General features: G+C 71.2%; 14 protein-coding genes. 7 read left to right on the top strand and 7 right to left on the bottom strand.

Annotation, left to right across the window (positions count from 1 at the left end; all coding sequences use genetic code 11):
* Nucleotides 1-4: 4 nt before the first annotated feature.
* Both GTZ93_RS23255 and GTZ93_RS23250 read left to right on the top strand, forming a co-directional pair.
* Nucleotides 5-520: a KdsC family phosphatase gene (locus GTZ93_RS23255; RefSeq protein ID WP_139919823.1), complete on the top strand. Its 516-nt coding sequence runs from the start codon at nt 5-7 to the stop codon at nt 518-520.
* A gap of 197 nt (nt 521-717) precedes the next feature.
* The gene (locus GTZ93_RS23250; RefSeq protein ID WP_257979305.1) at nt 718-1092 is read left to right on the top strand and encodes a hypothetical protein; all 375 of its coding nucleotides are present in this window, start codon (nt 718-720) and stop codon (nt 1090-1092) included.
* 4 nt (nt 1093-1096) lie between these two features.
* Here the strand turns inward: GTZ93_RS23250 and GTZ93_RS23245 are convergent, their stop codons facing one another.
* Nucleotides 1097-1930 (bottom strand): SDR family NAD(P)-dependent oxidoreductase, encoded by an 834-nt coding sequence (locus GTZ93_RS23245; RefSeq protein ID WP_120575568.1) that lies wholly within the window; start codon nt 1928-1930, stop codon nt 1097-1099.
* Nucleotides 1931-2130: 200 nt separating this feature from the next.
* On the opposite strand from GTZ93_RS23245, the gene GTZ93_RS23240 reads away from it, so the two are divergent.
* The 3 genes from GTZ93_RS23240 (at nt 2131) to GTZ93_RS23230 (ending at nt 4140) form a co-directional block, all read left to right on the top strand.
* On the top strand, nt 2131-2358 hold the full coding sequence (locus GTZ93_RS23240) for a hypothetical protein (protein ID WP_167548271.1): 228 nt from the start codon (nt 2131-2133) through the stop codon (nt 2356-2358).
* The gene (locus tag GTZ93_RS23235) at nt 2358-3278 is read left to right on the top strand and encodes a tetratricopeptide repeat protein (protein ID WP_120575569.1); all 921 of its coding nucleotides are present in this window, start codon (nt 2358-2360) and stop codon (nt 3276-3278) included. Before GTZ93_RS23240 ends, GTZ93_RS23235 begins: the two co-directional genes overlap by 1 nt.
* Nucleotides 3279-3390: 112 nt before the next feature.
* Complete coding sequence (locus GTZ93_RS23230) at nt 3391-4140, top strand: SDR family NAD(P)-dependent oxidoreductase (RefSeq protein ID WP_139919821.1); 750 nt, start codon at nt 3391-3393, stop codon at nt 4138-4140.
* Nucleotides 4141-4212: 72 nt separating this feature from the next.
* Here GTZ93_RS23230 and GTZ93_RS23225 read toward each other — a convergent pair whose 3' ends face one another.
* The 5 genes from GTZ93_RS23225 to GTZ93_RS23205 all read right to left on the bottom strand — a co-directional run bounded on the left by GTZ93_RS23225 (nt 4213) and on the right by GTZ93_RS23205 (nt 9110).
* On the bottom strand, nt 4213-5136 hold the full coding sequence (locus GTZ93_RS23225) for a DUF6929 family protein (RefSeq protein ID WP_120575571.1): 924 nt from the start codon (nt 5134-5136) through the stop codon (nt 4213-4215).
* Nucleotides 5137-5157: 21 nt separating this feature from the next.
* A complete protein-coding gene (gene mgtE, locus GTZ93_RS23220) occupies nt 5158-6486 on the bottom strand; it encodes a magnesium transporter (protein WP_120575572.1) in 1329 nt (442 codons plus the stop codon).
* A gap of 199 nt (nt 6487-6685) precedes the next feature.
* A complete protein-coding gene (gloA, locus tag GTZ93_RS23215; RefSeq protein ID WP_120575573.1) occupies nt 6686-7072 on the bottom strand; it encodes a lactoylglutathione lyase in 387 nt (128 codons plus the stop codon).
* 38 nt (nt 7073-7110) lie between these two features.
* Nucleotides 7111-7806 (bottom strand): HNH endonuclease, encoded by a 696-nt coding sequence (locus GTZ93_RS23210; RefSeq protein ID WP_139919820.1) that lies wholly within the window; start codon nt 7804-7806, stop codon nt 7111-7113.
* On the bottom strand, nt 7803-9110 hold the full coding sequence (locus tag GTZ93_RS23205) for an AAA family ATPase (RefSeq protein WP_139919819.1): 1308 nt from the start codon (nt 9108-9110) through the stop codon (nt 7803-7805). The genes GTZ93_RS23210 and GTZ93_RS23205 overlap by 4 nt, the downstream gene beginning before the upstream one ends.
* 193 nt (nt 9111-9303) lie before the next feature.
* Between GTZ93_RS23205 and hemL the strand changes: the two genes are divergently transcribed.
* Both hemL and GTZ93_RS42910 read left to right on the top strand, forming a co-directional pair.
* Complete coding sequence (hemL, locus tag GTZ93_RS23200) at nt 9304-10599, top strand: glutamate-1-semialdehyde 2,1-aminomutase (protein ID WP_139919818.1); 1296 nt, start codon at nt 9304-9306, stop codon at nt 10597-10599.
* Nucleotides 10583-13177: a serine/threonine protein kinase gene (locus tag GTZ93_RS42910; RefSeq protein WP_261778768.1), complete on the top strand. Its 2595-nt coding sequence runs from the start codon at nt 10583-10585 to the stop codon at nt 13175-13177. The genes hemL and GTZ93_RS42910 overlap by 17 nt, the downstream gene beginning before the upstream one ends.
* Nucleotides 13178-13192: 15 nt before the next feature.
* Here the strand turns inward: GTZ93_RS42910 and GTZ93_RS23190 are convergent, their stop codons facing one another.
* The gene (locus tag GTZ93_RS23190; protein WP_180946105.1) at nt 13193-15862 is read right to left on the bottom strand and encodes a GAF domain-containing protein; all 2670 of its coding nucleotides are present in this window, start codon (nt 15860-15862) and stop codon (nt 13193-13195) included.
* Nucleotides 15863-15887 lie beyond the last annotated feature (25 nt).

Raw genomic sequence — 15887 nt, 5'->3', positions numbered from 1 at the left:
ACGGATGAACCAGGACCTGGAGTCGCTCAAGGCTCGGGTGGCGCGCCTGTCGGTGATGATCTTCGACATCGACGGCACGCTCACCGACGGCCGCATCTTCTGGGTGCCCAACTCCGGCTGGACGCAGATGTACAGCGTGCGTGACGGCATGGGCATCAAGCGCCTGCAGGAGGTGGGCATCGAGGTGGCCGCCATCTCCGGCGGCGACAGCCTCTCCGCGCAGATGCGCATGCAGTCGCTGGGCTTGCGCCACGTGCACTTCGGCAGCCAGGACAAGGTGGCGCACTTCGAGAAGCTGCTCGCCCTCCTCAACGTGTCCGCCGAGCACTGCGGCTACATGGGTGACGAAGTGGTGGACCTGCCGCTGCTCAAGGCGGTGGGCTTCTCAGCCACCGTGCCGGAAGCGCCGGACGAGGTGCGCGCCCAGGTGCACTACGTGGCCCAGCGCGCCGCGGGCTTCGGTGCCGCGCGCGAGGTGTGTGAGTTCATCCTGAAGCACCGGACGCGCTCCGCGCCCTGACGCGCGGAATTCACGGGCCTTCTGCCTCACCGTCAAACCGGTGGGACAGGAAAGATGCCCAAACGTTCGCTCCTGGAAACGCCTACCTCCCCGGCTGGCGTTCGGGTTGTCGCTCCCAGGGCCCGTTCCTACCTTGCGCTGCCTGAAGGCCGGTGGACGGCCCGAGACACCTGGGAGGCGATGTGGGGATGCGGCGGATGTGGCTCGGACTGGCGGTGGCCGTAGGGGTCGCCGTGGCCACCGGATGCGGGCAGTCCCCCGAGGATTCCGAAGCGCGGCTCGCGGCCCTGGAGGCCGAGGGCAAGCAGATGGACCAGGCCCTGGACGCGGTCGAGGACCGGCTCCTGGGCAGCCAGGGACGGCTCGCCATGTGGAACGAGCTGGGGCGGCGTCACCAGGAGGTGAGTGCCATCCAGTGCAAGGTGGCCGACGCCCACATGGCCGCCATCCTCAAGCACGAGGGCAAGCAGAACCAGAAGGCGCGGATGGTGAAGCAGCGCAACTCGATGGCGTCCGTGGACACCACCGTGCTCACGTCCGGCAAGGCGCCCACGCAGCAGCGCAGCAACTGAGGTTCTAGCCGGGGATGCGCGCGGTGCGCTCGCGGAGGCGCTTCTCCACCGCGATGACGCCCCGGAGGAACAGCCCGGGCGCCAGCCGCCGCAGCCGCCAGAACCAGCGCGCATCCGCCATGGGCAGCGCGTGCGGCGCGCCCTGGTCCACCGCCTTGAGCAGCCGCTCGGCGACCCACTCCGCGCCAATCTTGGACTGGTCCACCAGCTTCACGCTCATGCGGCGCGTCTCCGGGTCGGAGTAGGGCGCGGCCGCGGCGGCGATGTTCGTGCGGAAGAACGTGGGGCACGCCACCGTGACGCCCAGCCCCAGCGGCTGCAGCTCCGCGTAGAGCGTCTCCGACAGCGCGACGACGGCCGCCTTGGACGTGTTGTACGCCGCCAGGTTCGGCGCGTACACGAGCCCCGCCGCGGACGCGATGTTGAGCACGTGCCCGGAGCCCTGCTTCTTCAGGCGGGGCACGAACGCGTGGCAGCCGTGGATGACGCCCCACAAATTCACGTCCAGCACGCGCTTCCATTCCGCCAGGGGCAGCGTGCCCACCGCGCCTCCGGTGGCGACGCCCGCGTTGTTCACCACCAGGTCCACGCCGCCGAACGCTTCGTCCGTGGCGCGCGCCAGCGCCTCCACCGCGTCCGGGTCCGTCACGTCACACGGGTGCACGCGCGCCTCGCCGCCCAGCTCCGTGACGCGGCGGGCGGTCTCCTCCGCGCTGGCCGCGTTCATGTCCGACACCATGACCCGCGCCTGACGGGCCGCCAGCGCTTCACACAGCGCACGGCCCAGACCGCTGCCGGCGCCCGTCACCACCGCGCGAGGACGAGAGGGAAGGCTCATGGTTTTCGGACTCCTGGGGCGAGAGGGAGAATGGCGTGACGCGACAGGGCTAGCACGGCGGGCGAAACGCTGGCCATGCATGGGTGCTCGCTTTCCCGGGGAACTCCTGCTTCCGGGCGGGCAGGCGGGCGCACGGTTCGTGACCCGGGGTCGGAAGTTGGCTAGAACCCACAGCCGTGCAACGCGCCTTGGTGGCAGCAATGGCAGTCGCGGCGGCGGCGCTCCTGGGATGCAACGACCTGGAGAGCTGCGGCTCGACGGCGGTGGACATCACCCGGACCGACGGGGGCCTCTACCGTTGTGTGACGTCGGAGGACTGCCCCAGGACGTCGCGCGTCTCCGTGTGCGTGACGGACGTCTCCTCGGAGCGCGAGTGCGTGCGCTGCGACGAGACGCGCTGCGTGCGCCTCATCCCGGAGTCCTGCTGATGACGCGCGCGCTGTCGCGGTGGGCATGTGTCCTGGCGGTGGGGGCGCTCGCCGTCACGGGTTGCCGCGACAAGCCGGTGGACCACATGCAGCGCGCCCGCGACGCCATCTTCGAGAAGCGTCCGGACGAAGCGCTGGTGGAGTACCGCAAGGCCTACGAGATGCTGCTGCGCGACGAGACCCCGGAGGCGCTGGTGATGCGCGCCCGGGCGCTCAAGGGCGCGGCGGACGTGTACTGGCTGGAGCAGCGCAAGGTGAAGGAGGCGGTGAGCGTCTACCGCCAGCTCATCCAGCAGTGCCCGGAGGCGCCGGAGTCGCTGGAGGCGCGCATCATCCTGGCGGAGCTGCTGCGGGTGCACTACCGCGACCTGCGCGGCTCCATTGATCAGCTCACCGCCGCGCTGCACCGCAACCCGCCGCAGGGCGCGGAGCTGCAGTACCAGGTGGCCAAGACGTACTTCGAGCTCCAGGACTATCCGCAGTGCGAGCTGGAGGCGAAGAAGCTGCCGGACCGCTTCGCCACCAGCCCCTACGTGGACGACGCGCTCTTCCTCCAGGCGCAGGCCCTGGCCATGGTGGACGGCAAGCGCCAGGAAGCGCTGAAGACGTACGCGGACCTGCGCACGCGCTTCCCGGACTCGGAGCTGGCGCCGCACGCCCTCTTCGAGATGGGCAAGCTGCGCGCGGACGCGGGCGACAACGAGAAGGCCATCGAGACCTGGGTGGAGTGCTTGAAGACGCACCCCGACCCGTCGCTGGTGCAGGACGCCATCACCCGGGCACGCCGCCGCCTGGCCAACCTCACGGTGGAGGGGATTGGCAAGAAGGAGGTGGCGTTCGACCGCAGCAAGCAGGCGCGCACCTCCGTGGAAGCCATGGGCGGCAGCGCCGAAGAGGCCGCCCGCGACCGCGGCGACTGACGTTGTTCCGTCGGGCGCATTCGCGTGCGCCCGTTCCTCCCGCGTGCCATGTAACGGCCGGGCCATGCCCTGACGGGGCGCAAGCGGCCCTTCTCGCGTGGGAGGCATTCACATGATCGTGCTGGTGACAGGGGCCACGGCGGGCATCGGGCAGGCCATCGCGCGCCGCTTCGTGAAGGAGGGCGCGCGGGTCATCGCCGCCGGACGGCGGAGCGACCGGCTGGACGCGCTCAAGGCGGAGCTGGGCGAACGGCTGCTGCCGGTGACGCTGGACGTGACGGACAAGGCGGCGGTGAAGGCGGCGTTCGCCTCGCTGCCGGCGGACTTCGCGCAGGTGGACGTGCTGGTGAACAACGCGGGGCTCGCGCTGGGGCTGGAGCCCGCGCAGGCGGCACGGCTGGAGGACTGGGACGTGGTGGTGGACACCAACGTGAAGGGCCTCCTGTACTGCACGCGTGAGGCGCTCGCGGGCATGGTGGCGCGCGACCGGGGGCACGTCATCAACATCGGCTCCATCGCGGGCGAGTTCCCGTACCCCGGCGGCAACGTGTACGGCGCGACGAAGGCGTTCGTGCATCAGTTCACGCTCAACCTGCGCGCGGACCTGCACGGCACCGCGGTGCGCGTCACGGACATCCAGCCGGGGCTGTTGGGCGGCACGGAGTTCTCCCACGTGCGCTTCCGCGGCGACGAGGCGAAGGCCGCCGCGCTCTACGACAAGACCCAGCCGCTCACGCCCGAGGACGTCGCGGACACGGCGTACTGGGTGGCCACTCGCCCCGCGCACGTGAACATCAACGTCATCTCCATGATGCCGGTGGCGCAGGCCTTCGGGCCGCTGCTGGTGACGCGCGGCGGCTGAACAAGCGAAGGCGCCACGATGCCGGCGTGAGGCGCAAGGCCTCGCCGCGACGCTGGCGGCGCGCCAGGTGCTTCAGCCCGGCACGGGCAACGCGGCTTCCAGGAGCGGCGCGGGCACCGACGGGTCGTCCGCGTCCGCCACCAGCAGCACGTGGACGCGGCCACCCTCCACGCGCGCGTCCACGCCCTCCAGCTTCACGGGCACGTCCACCGCGTCCAGGTACACGGGCGTGCCATCCGGCGCGAGCACTCCCACCGCCGAACCTTTCAACGGCCCATCCGCCACGCGGTCGCGAGACGCCTCCGCCGTGGCGGTGAACACCACGCGCCCGTCCGGCAGCGGCGACGCGTCCGTGAAGGACAGCCGCACGCCATTGGCTTCACCCAGCTCCCACCGCCGCACGGTGCGCACGGCCTCCGGCCCCATCACGCCCACGTCCAGGCTGGCCAGCACGCGGTCCAGGTCCAGGTCCACCAGCGCGTCCACGCCGCCCTCGCCGTTGCCCCGGTTGAGCAGCCGCAGCCGCTTGCCCGCCACCGCCGCGCCCTCCACGTTGAGCGCCACCAGCTCGCGCTCCAACTGCACGTAGAGCGACGTGCAGTCCACCGTGCGCGGTTCGCCCGCGAGCGTCCCGTCCGCGTTCAAGGGCAGCACCGACGCCCGGCGCCGCGCGGGCGTGGACCCCGAGGGCAGGGCCAGCAGCGCCCCGTGCGCGAAGGACGCGGAGGGCCCCAGCCTGCACAGCGCCTCCAGGTCCGGCTTCGCAGCCTTGCGCTCCGCGTGTCCTGCCGGAAGCTCTCCGGGAAAGAGGCGCACGGTGTGGCCCGGCGCGTCTCCGGCCGCGGGGAACACCGCGAGGTGGAGCGCGTCGTCCGCGACGACGTAGAGCCAGTCCCCCGCGCGCACCAGACCACTGGCGGCGGAGACGTGCGCGGGACGGCCGGGGGCTTCGGGCGCCGCGAGGGTGAGCGTGCGCCGACGGGTGGTGGGAATCATGGGTCCCGGGAGCGTCGCCGACTACAGCAGGGTTCCGCTCAGGAAGAGGCTCGCGGCCGTGAAGTAGATGACGAGTCCGGACACGTCCACCAGCGTGGCCACGAAGGGCGCGGACGCGCTCGCGGGGTCGAAGCCCACGCGCCGGAGGATGAACGGCAGCATGGACCCGGACAGCGTGCCGAAGATGACCACGCCCACCAGCGACACGCCCACCGTCATGCCAATGAGAAACGCGTGTTCGCCGTAGCTGTGGAACAGGCCCTGCCACACCATCACGCGGGTGAAGCCCACGACTCCCAGGATCGCGCCCAGCGCCAGGCCCGTGCTGAGTTCGCGCCGGGCCACGCGCCACCAGTCCTTCAGCCGCATCTCCGACAGCGCCAGCGAACGGATGATGAGCGTGGTGGCCTGGCTGCCGGAGTTGCCGCCGGAGCTGATGATGAGCGGGATGAAGAGGCTCAGCACGACGGCGCGGGCAATCTCATGCTCGAAGTAGCCCATGGCCGTGGCGGTGAGCATCTCGCCCAGGAAGAGCACCATCAGCCAGCCGGCGCGCTTCTTGAGCATCGCCAGGAAGCCCACGTCGAAGTAGGGCGCGTCCAGGGCCTCCATACCGCCGACCTTCTGGATGTCCTCCGTGGCCTCTTCCTGGACCACGTCCACGATGTCGTCCACCGTGACGATGCCCTTCATGCGCCGCTGCTCGTCCACCACGGGCATGGCCATGAAGCTGTGCTCGGAGAAGGTGCGGCTCACCGCCTCCTGGTCCGTGTTCTCCGCCACGGTGATGACGTCGCGGATCATCACGTCCGCCACGCGCTTGTCCGGCGCGGCCTGGAAGAGCTGGCGCAGGGACAGCACGCCCTGCAGCCGCTGCTCGGCGTCCAGCACGTACGCGTAGTAGACGGTCTCCACCTTCTCGCGCGCCTGCTTGCGCAGATAGCCGATGGCCTCGTCGATGCTCATGTCCGGGCGCACGCGGGCGAAGCGCGGGTTCATCAGACCGCCGGCGTCGTCCTCCGAGTACGCCAGCAGGACGTTCACCTCGCGGCGGCTGGCGTCGTCCAGCTGCGACAGGATGGCGTCCACCTGCTCCGGCTCCACGGCCTGGACCAGGTCGGCCAGGTCGTCCGGGGGGAGCAGGCGGACCCAGGTGCGGCGCTCGCCCTGGGGGAGGCTGAGGATGAGCTCGGATTGCTCGCGCGCGGTGAGGCCCAGGAAGAAGTCGTCCGCCACCGCCGCGGGCAGCAGGCGGAATCCCTCCAGGCGCTCGTCCATGGAGAGCACGGCCCACGCCTCGTGAAGCTCGTCGGGGGACAGCGCGTTCTGGCTCTGGGGACTCTCCACCATGACGACGGCCTCGAAAGAAGAGGGGGAGGGTGCGCGCCTCGCTGCATCGCGCGCGGGCCTCTCTACACCCCCGCAGGGGGCGCGGCGAGCGGAAGGCGCGAAACATCGTGTGGAAATCGCGTCCGCCTGCCTGCCCATGCCGCCCGTGTCCATGGGTTCACGGGAGGGCGCCCCGGTTGTTGGGGGCGCCACGGATGGGTCAGGCCTTCTGCTGGATGAGCTCCACCTTGTAGCCGTCCGGGTCCTCCACGAAGGCGATGACGGTGGTTCCGTGTTTCATGGGGCCGGGCTCGCGGACGACCTTGCCGCCGGCCTGCCGGATGGCGTTGGCGGTGGCGTGGATGTCGCTGACGCCCAGGGCGATGTGGCCGTAGGCGGAGCCCAGCTCGTACTTCGCCGTGTCCCAGTTGTGGGTGAGCTCCAGGGCGGGGTGGGTGTCTTCCGGGCCGTAGCCAACGAAGGCGAGGGTGAACCGTCCGTCCGGGTAGTCCTGGCGGCGCAGGAGCTTCATGCCGATGACGCGGGTGTAGAAGTCGAGCGACTTCTCCAGGTCGCCGACCCGGAGCATGGTGTGGAGGATGCGCATGCGGTGGCTATAACCGCGCCAGCGTGTAGGTGCGCAGGCTAAAGCGCGCCGCGCGCGCGGGGGACGGGCCGGGTGGCCGAGTCGAAGCAGGCCCTGGCGGTGCCGGTGAACGCGGTGATGAGCCGCTGGCGCATGTCCGCGTCCGCCGCGAAGACAGTCATCCAGATGGACCAATGGCCCAGCGCCGTGGCCTGCCGGATGACCAGCCTCCGCATGTGGGGCGTGTCGGAGGCAGCGAGGCAGTCCCGGGCTTCTTCCGCTCGTGCCCACGCCTCCCTGCGATGCTGCCAGCGGCGGTCGCTGGCCCTGGGATGGTGGGGCGGCAGCTTGTCGAGCCCCGTGAGCTGAAGCGTCCGCTCCGCGCGACGCCGCTCCTGGGGACTCAGGTTCGGCGCCGCGGTCACGACTCCGTCCGCGGCGTGGACGAAGGCCCGGGCCGTGTTGTCGCGGTCCGGCCAGTAGTAGCTCCCCAGGCGGATGCGTTTGGCGCTCTTGGTGCTGTTGCAGTTCACGCAGGCGAGCAGGAAGTTGTGCCACTCCCGCGCGAGCCCGGGGTGATGCTCCTGGGGAAGCATGTGCTCCACGGCGAGGCTGGCGTTCATCCGGCCCTCGCAGAACGAGCAGTACTCACCCATCCGCTCGATGAGGGCGCCGCGCGCCTCCGGGTAATCGGAGAAGGTCCGGCGCACGCCCTCGCCGTCGACGGGCCAGTCCCCCCGCTCCACGGGCCTCACGATTCGTCTCCGGGGAGCCCGGCCTTGCCTCGCTGCATCTCCAGGAAGGCGTGGTAGGCGACGTCGTCGCTGAAGGGCGCGGAGAGTTCGTCGAGCTCCTGCTTGAGGCGTTGGAGCTCCTTGCCCTTGGAGCCCTTCGCCTGCTCCAGCGCCGCGTAGTACTTCCGCGCCGCCTCCATCATCACCTGATGGCGATGGCTGCGCTGGGGAAGGTCCACGCCCATCACCTCCTGCGCGATGTCCTCGATGCTCCGGCTGGGGAGCGTCTCGCGGGATTGATCATCCAGGTTGATGAGCTCGTTCTCGCGCAGCGACTGGATGATGAAGGGCGAGTGGGTCGTGGCCACGAACTGCATCTGGGGGAAGACCTTGCGCAGGTCGTCCACCACTTCGCGTTGCCAGTTGGGATGCAGGTGCAGGTCCAACTCGTCGATGAGGACGATGCCCGGCGTCTGGGAGGGCGCCTGCTCACGCAGGTGCGGATTGAGGGTGGCGGTGCGGTAGGCGATGTTGCCCACCATGGCCAGCATGCTCCGGGCGCCGTCGCTCAGCATGTCGAAGGGCAGCTGGGCGCCGTCCTTCTTGCTCGCGACCAGCATGCCCAGCCGCAGGTCATAGCGGACGTCCGTCCAGTCCCGCATGCACTCGCGAAGCGCGTGCTTCACCGCGCCCAACGTGCCGAGCGCGCGCCCCTCCTGGAGCTGGATCAGCTCCATGGTCTTGAACCAGGAGATGAAGTCCTTGTGATTGGAGGAGGGGTCGAGGCACCCGTGATAGCCCCTGAACCGGGAGCGGGGCTTGAGGACCCTGGCTCCATCCGACGCCGTGGACTGGCGGGCCCGGCGTTGCAGCCAGAGGCGTCCCGTCCCGTAGTAGGCGATGAGCGGCAGGACGACGTCCTTGCCCTTGCGCACCTGCGAACGCCAGGACAGCGTCCGCTTGGACAGGTCGGATGTCTGTCCATGGGTGGTGTGCTTGTTGGGGCCTTCGAGCGTCCGCGCCCACTCCAGGCTCTTCCCCTCGACGAGGCCTTTGCAGCGCACCTCCACGGGGTAGAGGGCCTCCAGCGTGGGGACCTCGCCCGCGGTGTGCATCACGCGCCGCACGTCATCGCGATGGATGCCGGGAGGCGTGGCGCCCTCCAGCCCCAGGAAGATGGCGCCCGCCGCGATGGAGAGCGCGTCGAGGATGGCCGTCTTCCCCGTGCCGTTGTCGCCGATGAGCACGTTGAACGAGGGCGAGAACTCGAAGGCTCGCGACGCGAATCCACGGAAGTTCTTGACCTCGATGCGCTCGATTCTCATCGGTGCTTTCGTCGGGACCTGTGGGACATCGTGTCCGCCAGTATCTTCCAGGTCCCTGGCGACGCACGTGAATTCCCTACGTTGCGAGCGCGCCCCGGTCAGCCAGGCAGGCGTCCGCTCTGGGGTGAAAAGGCGACATCGGAGGGCCACTCGGGGCAGGGACGCGCGTCCGGCGCGTGCTATGCCCACCGGCATGAAACACGCTCAAAGCCAGGCCCTCTTCGCCCGTGCGCAGGCGCGCATCCCGGGCGGCGTGAACTCTCCGGTGCGTGCCTTCCGTGGCGTGGGAGGCGACCCCGTCTTCTTCAAGGAAGGCTCCGGTGCGTGGCTCACCGACGTGGACGGCAACCGCTACGTGGACCTGGTGGGCAGCTGGGGCCCGCTCATCCTGGGCCACGCGTACCCGCCCATCGTGGAGGCCATCGTGGAGGCCGCCCGGCGCGGCACCACGTTCGGCGCGCCCGTCGCCGCGGAGGTGGAGTTCGCGGAGCTGCTCTGCGCCACGGTGCCTTCGGTGGAGAAGGTGCGCCTGGTGTCCAGCGGCACGGAGGCCACGGTGGCCGCCGTCCGCGTGGCGCGCGGCTTCACCGGCCGCGACTCCATCCTCAAGTTCGAGGGCTGCTTCCACGGCGCGGGTGACCCGTTCCTCGTGAAGGCGGGCAGCGGCGTGGAGACGCTGGGCCTGCCGGACTCCCCGGGCGTGCCGTCCGCGCTGGCGTCGCTCACGCTCACCGCGCCCTTCAACGACCTGGAGGCCGTGGAGCGCATCTTCAACGAGAAGGGCAAGGACATCGCCTGCGCCATCATCGAGCCCGTGGTGGGCAACATGGGCGTGCTGGTGCCGCGCCCCGGCTTCCTCGAAGGGTTGCAGAAGCTCTGCCAGAAGCACGGCGTGCTCTTCGTGCTGGATGAGGTGATGACGGGCTTCCGGCTCGCTCGCGGTGGCGCGCAGGAGCTGTACGGGCTCAAGCCGGACCTGACCACCCTGGCGAAGGTGGTGGGCGGCGGCATGCCGCTGGGCGCGTACGGCGGCCGGCGCGACATCATGTCGAAGGTGGCGCCGGAGGGGCCCGTGTACCAGTCCGGCACGCTGTCCGGGAACCCGGTGGCGGTGGCGGCGGGCCTGGCGTGCGTGAAGGCGCTGGCGGCGCCGGGGACGTACGCGCGGCTGGAGCAGCTGGGCCTGCTGTTGGAGGAGGGCTTCCGCGCGGAGGCGAAGGCGGCGGGCGTGCCGGTGACGGTGAACCGCGTGGGCAGCATGATCACGGTGTTCTTCACGTCGGAGCCGGTGTTCGACTACGCGTCCGCGAAGAAGGCGGACACGGCGAAGTTCGGGCGCTTCTTCCACGCGATGCTTCAGGAAGGTGTGTACCTGCCGCCCAGCCAGTTCGAGGCGGCGTTCATTTCGCTGGCCATCGGCGAGCCGGAGGTGGCGCACGTGCTCGCCGCGGCTCGCAAGGCGTTCCGCGCGCTTGGCGACGCCCGTTGAACCAGAGGCCCTGACCGGGCCCGTGCGCTTCGGTCCCTATACCCTCGTGCGCCGCATTGGCGCCGGGGGGATGGGGGAGGTCTTCCTCGCGCGCGAGGAGGGCGTGGGGCGCGCGGTCGTGGTGAAGAAGGTGCTGCCGGGGCTGGTGGACAGCCGGCAGTTCGTGGGCCGCTTCCGCGACGAGGCCCGCGTGGTGGTGCGGCTGGCGCACCCGAACATCGCGCGCGTGTACGCGATGGGCGAGGTGGACGGGCAGCTGTACCTCGCCATGGAGTACGTGCTGGGCAAGACGCTCAGCCGGCTCGCGTACCGCCTGCGGCAGCGCCAGCGGATGATGCCCCTGGGGCCGCTGCTCCAGATGGGCATCCGGCTGTGCGAGGGCCTGGCGTACGCGCACGACGCGACGGATGAAGAAGGGCACCCGCTGCACCTGGTGCACCGTGACCTGTCCCCCGCGAACGTGTGCGTGAGCTACGCGGGCGAGGTGAAGATCATCGACTTCGGCGCGGCGCAGTCCACGCTGAAGGAGCAGCAGACGGCGCCGCGCGTGGTGATTGGCAACCTCACGTACATGGCGCCGGAGCAGGCCCGCAAGCGCACGGTGGACCGGCGCGCGGACCTGTACGCGGTGGGCGTGGTGCTGTGGGAGTTGTTCTCGTGGAAGCCGCTGTCGCAGCGGGGCGACCCGTTGGAGCGCTGGCGACGCGCGGCCTATCCGCAGTGGGAGCCGGCGGGGCGCTACCGGCCGGACCTGCCGCGCGCGGTGGACGCGTTCCTGGCGCGCGCGCTGGCATCCGAGCCGAACGACCGCTTCCCCACGGCGACGGCCATGGCGGAGGCGCTGGGCGCGCTGAAGGAGAAGCTGGCGCCCAACGTGACGGATCAGGACCTGGTGCGGCTGATGTCCGCGGCCTTCCCGCGAGAGAAGGTCATCGAGCAGCAGATGCTGGACGATCTGCTGCGCGAGCAGCCCGAGCGCGCGAACACGCGTCAGGAGTTTCCGTCCGTGCTCGCGCCCCCCGGGACCATGGATCCGGCGGAGGCGCTCCGGGCACAGGAGGACATCGCGACGGAGGCGCTGGACGCGGCGAAGTTACAGCGGGCGGAGGGCGCGGGCCCGGCGACCGGAGCGCGAGACGCCGCGAAGCCGCAACCGTCGGAGTACGCCAGCGTGGGGCAGGAGACCGAGGCCCTGGACGCGGCGAAGGTGGAGCAGGCGCTGCGCGCGGCGGCGGAGGCGAAGAGGCTCCAGGAGGAGTCCGGCGACGCGGCGGAGCTGCCGCGCAAGGCGCCTCCGGCGCGGCTTCACAACCTGGAAATCACCATGGATGCATGGCTGCCAGGCATCGGCGCCGCGGAGCCCACCACGCCAGGACTTCCTCCCCAGACCCCGGAGGTGGGCAAGGCCCCGCCGGCACCGGCGGTGGACCTCCAGTGGACGCCCGGGCCGGGCGAGGACGAGGCCACCCCCCAGGAGGTTCCCGGCCCGCTGGAATCCCGTGGGGGCCCGGGCGCGGAGGACACCACCGACCCGGGGGAGCGCACCCCCGCGGGCAGGCAGGCTCCGGCGGAAGAACCGTCCCGGCCGGATTGGAATCCGGGCCCGGACGCGAAAGACTCCGTTACACACCTTCGAGCGTCTCACAGTGAGGGGCCCCCCCCGGCCCCGGAGGACTCACCGATGCAGAACCGCCCCTCGCGCCCGGGCTGGACTCCCGGCGCAGGCAGTGAGGACTCCACCACCAACGAGCGGCCCGCGCGCAAGAGCGCCACGGGCCTGCCCGCCACCGGCAAGGGTGGCTGGACTCCGGGCTCCGGCGAGGAAGACGCCACCGAGGGCGCTGGTTCCTCGCCCATGGCTGCGCGCCCCAGCACGGACGACGCGGAAGAAGAGAGCACCGACGTCGAAAAGCCCGGCCGCCCCAAGGCGAACGCGGCGCCGCGCGCCCCTGCCTCCCAGCCTCGTCCCCAGACCTCCGTGGGACCCGCGCCGCAGTCGCGTCCCGCCACCTCCGTGGGGGCCGCCCCCCAGGCGCGTCCCGCCGAGGCGTTCCCGGACGCCACCCGCCCCATGTCCCAGGACGAGCTGCCGGTGCCCTGGTCGCCGCAGGGCGCGGGCGAAGCCACCGAGGCCCTGGAGGCCGCGAAGATCTTCGGAGCCCTGTCCCAGACGACGGGCAACATGCCGGCCTACCTGGACGAGAAGGCGACCCCCTACGTCCCGCCCAAGGAAGTCCCTCGCCGCCAGGCCCCCGTCGTGAATGAGCGGCCCCATGAGACGCGCCCCATGCAGGTGCGGACCAAGACGCGCGAAACGCTCGTGGGCTACGACATGGACATCTCCGAGGCGCTCCGGCAAGCGGAGCTGAAGCGCCGCGAAGCCGAGCTCGCCGCCGAGAAGCGCAACACCAAGAAGAAGAAGCCCGTGAAGTCCAAGGGGGGCAACCCGCTCCAGGGCCTGTGGCCCATCCCGCCTCAGTACCGCTTCTGGGCCATGCTCGTGGTGGTGGCCCTGGCGTGCGGACTGGGCTTCGGCGTGATGTGGCTCTTCCTGAACGGCGGCGAAGGCGGCATCTGAGCGCGCGCCTTTCCGTCACGCACCCGTCAGGGGCAGGTTCGGCGCCACCGGCGGCTCCAGCGGCAGGAAGAGGCGGAAGATGGTGCCCTTGCCTGTCTCCGGCGCGTCCAGCGACACCTGGCCCACGTGTGAATCGATGATGCGCTTCACCACGGCGAGCCCCAGCCCGGTGCCCTGGGCCTTGGTGGTGAAGAAGGGCTCGAAGACGCGCGCGCGCAGCTCCGCCGGGATGCCCGGCCCCGTGTCGCTGATCTCCACCTGCACGCCGGCCCGGTCCGTCCACGCCTTGCGCGCCATCACGCGCAGCGTGCCGCCCTGGGGCAGCATGGCCTGCACGGCGTTGAGCGCCACGTTGAGGAAGCACTGGCGGATGAGCCGCTCGTCCACCGTCACCGTCGGCACGTCCTCCTCCATCACCCACTCCACCCGCACCTGAGACGGCGAGGTGCCGCCCACGTCGGCGAGCGCGCTGCCCACCGCCTCCTCCAACAGCTGCGTCACCGACACCGGATACAGGTGCGGCGACGGAGGCCGCGCGAACGTGAGCAGGTCCGCGACGATGCGGTTGAGCCGGTCCGCCTCCTCCCCCACGATGTCCACCAGCGGGATGGCCGGATTCTCCGGACCGATGATGCGGCGGATGGTGGCCACCGAATTGAAGATGGCGCCCAGGGGGTTGCGCACCTCGTGGGCCACCACCGCGGACAGCTCGCCCAGCGCGACCAGCCGCTCGCGGTTCACCAGCTGCTCCTGCGCGCGCGCCAGCTCCGCGTAGCTCTGCTTCAGGTCCTCCACCAGCCGCGCGCCCTCCAGCGCCAGCGACAGCTGATTGGCGATGGCGTCCGCGCGCTCCAGCTCCGCGGGCGTGAAGCGGCGGGGCCGGCGCGTCTCCACCATCACCGCCACGCCCACCATCTGGTCGTGCACGGCGAGCGGCAGCACCATGTACGACTGGGCCTCCGCGGCGCGGCGCAGCTCGTCGTCCGCCCGCACCTCCAGCCGAGCGTCCTCCACGCGCAGCGGCTGGCGCGTGCGGAACACCTGGCCCGCGAGCGAATTCACCGACAGGTCCAGCGACACGTGGCGCCCCACCAGCTCCGGGTGGCTGCCCGTCGCCGCGCGGATGGCGAGCCGGTTCCCCTGGGCATCCGGTAGGAGCACGTACGCGTCCGGCACGTCCACGATGCGCGCCAGGCTGGTGACGCCCGTGGCCAGCAGCCGGTCCAGCTCCAGCGTGGCCGCCAGCGCCTTGCCCACCTCATGCATCAGCGCCAGGTCCTCCGCCCGGCCGCGCACCTCGTCCAGCAGCCGGTGGGACTCGATGGCAGCCGCGAAGTGCGTGCCCATGGCCTGGAGTGTCTCCACCTCCAGCGCGGTGAGCCGGCGGCGCGCGTGGAACAGCACGCTCAACGTGCCCACGCCGCGCGAGCGCACTCGCAGCGGCACCGATACCAGCGTCTGGAACGCCAGCGCCCGGAGCGCGTCGCGCGTGGGCGCGGGACACGTCTCCGCGTCCAGCACCTGCACCGCGTCCGGCATCCCACCCGGACGGGGAAGCGACCCCAGCCGCGCACGGCGCACGCGCGCCACCGCGTCCTCGGACAGGCCGCGCGCGTACACGAGCTCCAGGGCCTCGCCCGACTCGTGCCGCGTGTCCGCGGGCAGGAGCAGGCACACGGCGTCGCAGCCCAGCAGTCCGGAAATCTCCTCCGTGCCGGAGCCGAAGAAGGCGCGCGGGTGGGGCGCGGACGCGGCCTGTGACGCCAGCCGTCCCAACGCGGTGAGCGCCGTCGCGCGCACGCTCAGCCGCTGGATGGTGCGCGCCGCGTCCAGCGCGGAGGACACCTGCTGGCCGAACAGCCGCACCGCGGCCACGTCCTCCTCACTCAGCCAGTCGGAGGCGAGCACCAGCATGGCCGTGGGCGCGTTCTCCACGTCGATGCGCACGCCCACCGCCCGGTGCGTCTCCACGCGCCGGAACACCGCCAGCACCGCGTCCATGCGCGCTTCGGACACGAAGCGGGACGCCTCCACGCCCAGGTCCTCCATCCACGCATCGCCCTCGCGCCAGGTGCGCACCAGCGCGGGCGCCCAGCCGCCAGGGGCCTCCACCCGCACGCGACCTCCCAGCGACGGCGCGTGCGGCACCAGCCGGGGGGACAGTCCCGCCACGGACAGCTCCACGCCCACACCCCGGGGCGTCAGCCACGCGAAGCCCAGCTCCAGCGCCTCCAGCCCCCGGAACACCTCCTCGCGCACCGCGTCCTCGGAGTGCAGTGCGCGCACCGCGCTGCCCAGCTCCGCCAGCCGTCGCAGCACCGTGCGGCGCCGGACGCGGGACGTCACGTCGCGCACCTGCACCACCCAATCCCTGGCATGCGGATGCACCGTCAGCTCCACGCGGAGCCCTTCGTTGCCCACGGCCAGCCACGCCTCGTAGGTGCCCGCCACGGGCGACGAACCCAGCCTCCGCGCGAGCCGATCCGCTGGGTCCTCCAACGGTCCCGGCTCCCACAGGAGCGCCGTCACGGGCTTGCCCGACAGCTGCTCTCGCTCCACGCCCATCAGGCGGGAAAGGGCCGCGTTCGAATGGATGAGCAGGCCGTCCCGAAGCACGAACATGCCCAGGGGCATGTCGTCGAAGAGGCGGTACTCCGCCCCTGGCTCCTCGGAAACCGTCCCCACCCGACGGTTCGTGCGCTCTGTGCTC

Origin of the sequence: Corallococcus exiguus (genome assembly GCF_009909105.1) — a bacterium.
In the GTDB taxonomy this organism is placed as follows: Bacteria; Myxococcota; Myxococcia; order Myxococcales; family Myxococcaceae; genus Corallococcus; species Corallococcus exiguus.
Note: the sequence above shows the minus strand (reverse complement) of the source record. Positions and strands in the feature narration are given on the sequence as shown.

What these genes read in the sequence shown, in the direction of transcription:
- GTZ93_RS23245 (WP_120575568.1), bottom strand. Translation starts at nt 1,930, where the DNA reads ATGAGCCTTCCCTCTCGTCCTCGCGCGGTGGTGACGGGCGCCGGCAGC.
- gloA (WP_120575573.1), bottom strand. Translation starts at nt 7,072, where the DNA reads ATGCGCATCCTCCACACCATGCTCCGGGTCGGCGACCTGGAGAAGTCG.
- GTZ93_RS23205 (WP_139919819.1), bottom strand. Translation starts at nt 9,110, where the DNA reads ATGAGAATCGAGCGCATCGAGGTCAAGAACTTCCGTGGATTCGCGTCG.
- GTZ93_RS23225 (WP_120575571.1), bottom strand. Translation starts at nt 5,136, where the DNA reads ATGATTCCCACCACCCGTCGGCGCACGCTCACCCTCGCGGCGCCCGAA.
- GTZ93_RS23255 (WP_139919823.1), top strand. Translation starts at nt 5, where the DNA reads ATGAACCAGGACCTGGAGTCGCTCAAGGCTCGGGTGGCGCGCCTGTCG.
- hemL (WP_139919818.1), top strand. Translation starts at nt 9,304, where the DNA reads ATGAAACACGCTCAAAGCCAGGCCCTCTTCGCCCGTGCGCAGGCGCGC.
- GTZ93_RS23230 (WP_139919821.1), top strand. Translation starts at nt 3,391, where the DNA reads ATGATCGTGCTGGTGACAGGGGCCACGGCGGGCATCGGGCAGGCCATC.
- GTZ93_RS23235 (WP_120575569.1), top strand. Translation starts at nt 2,358, where the DNA reads ATGACGCGCGCGCTGTCGCGGTGGGCATGTGTCCTGGCGGTGGGGGCG.
- mgtE (WP_120575572.1), bottom strand. Translation starts at nt 6,486, where the DNA reads ATGGTGGAGAGTCCCCAGAGCCAGAACGCGCTGTCCCCCGACGAGCTT.
- GTZ93_RS23240 (WP_167548271.1), top strand. Translation starts at nt 2,131, where the DNA reads ATGGCAGTCGCGGCGGCGGCGCTCCTGGGATGCAACGACCTGGAGAGC.
- GTZ93_RS23250 (WP_257979305.1), top strand. Translation starts at nt 718, where the DNA reads ATGTGGCTCGGACTGGCGGTGGCCGTAGGGGTCGCCGTGGCCACCGGA.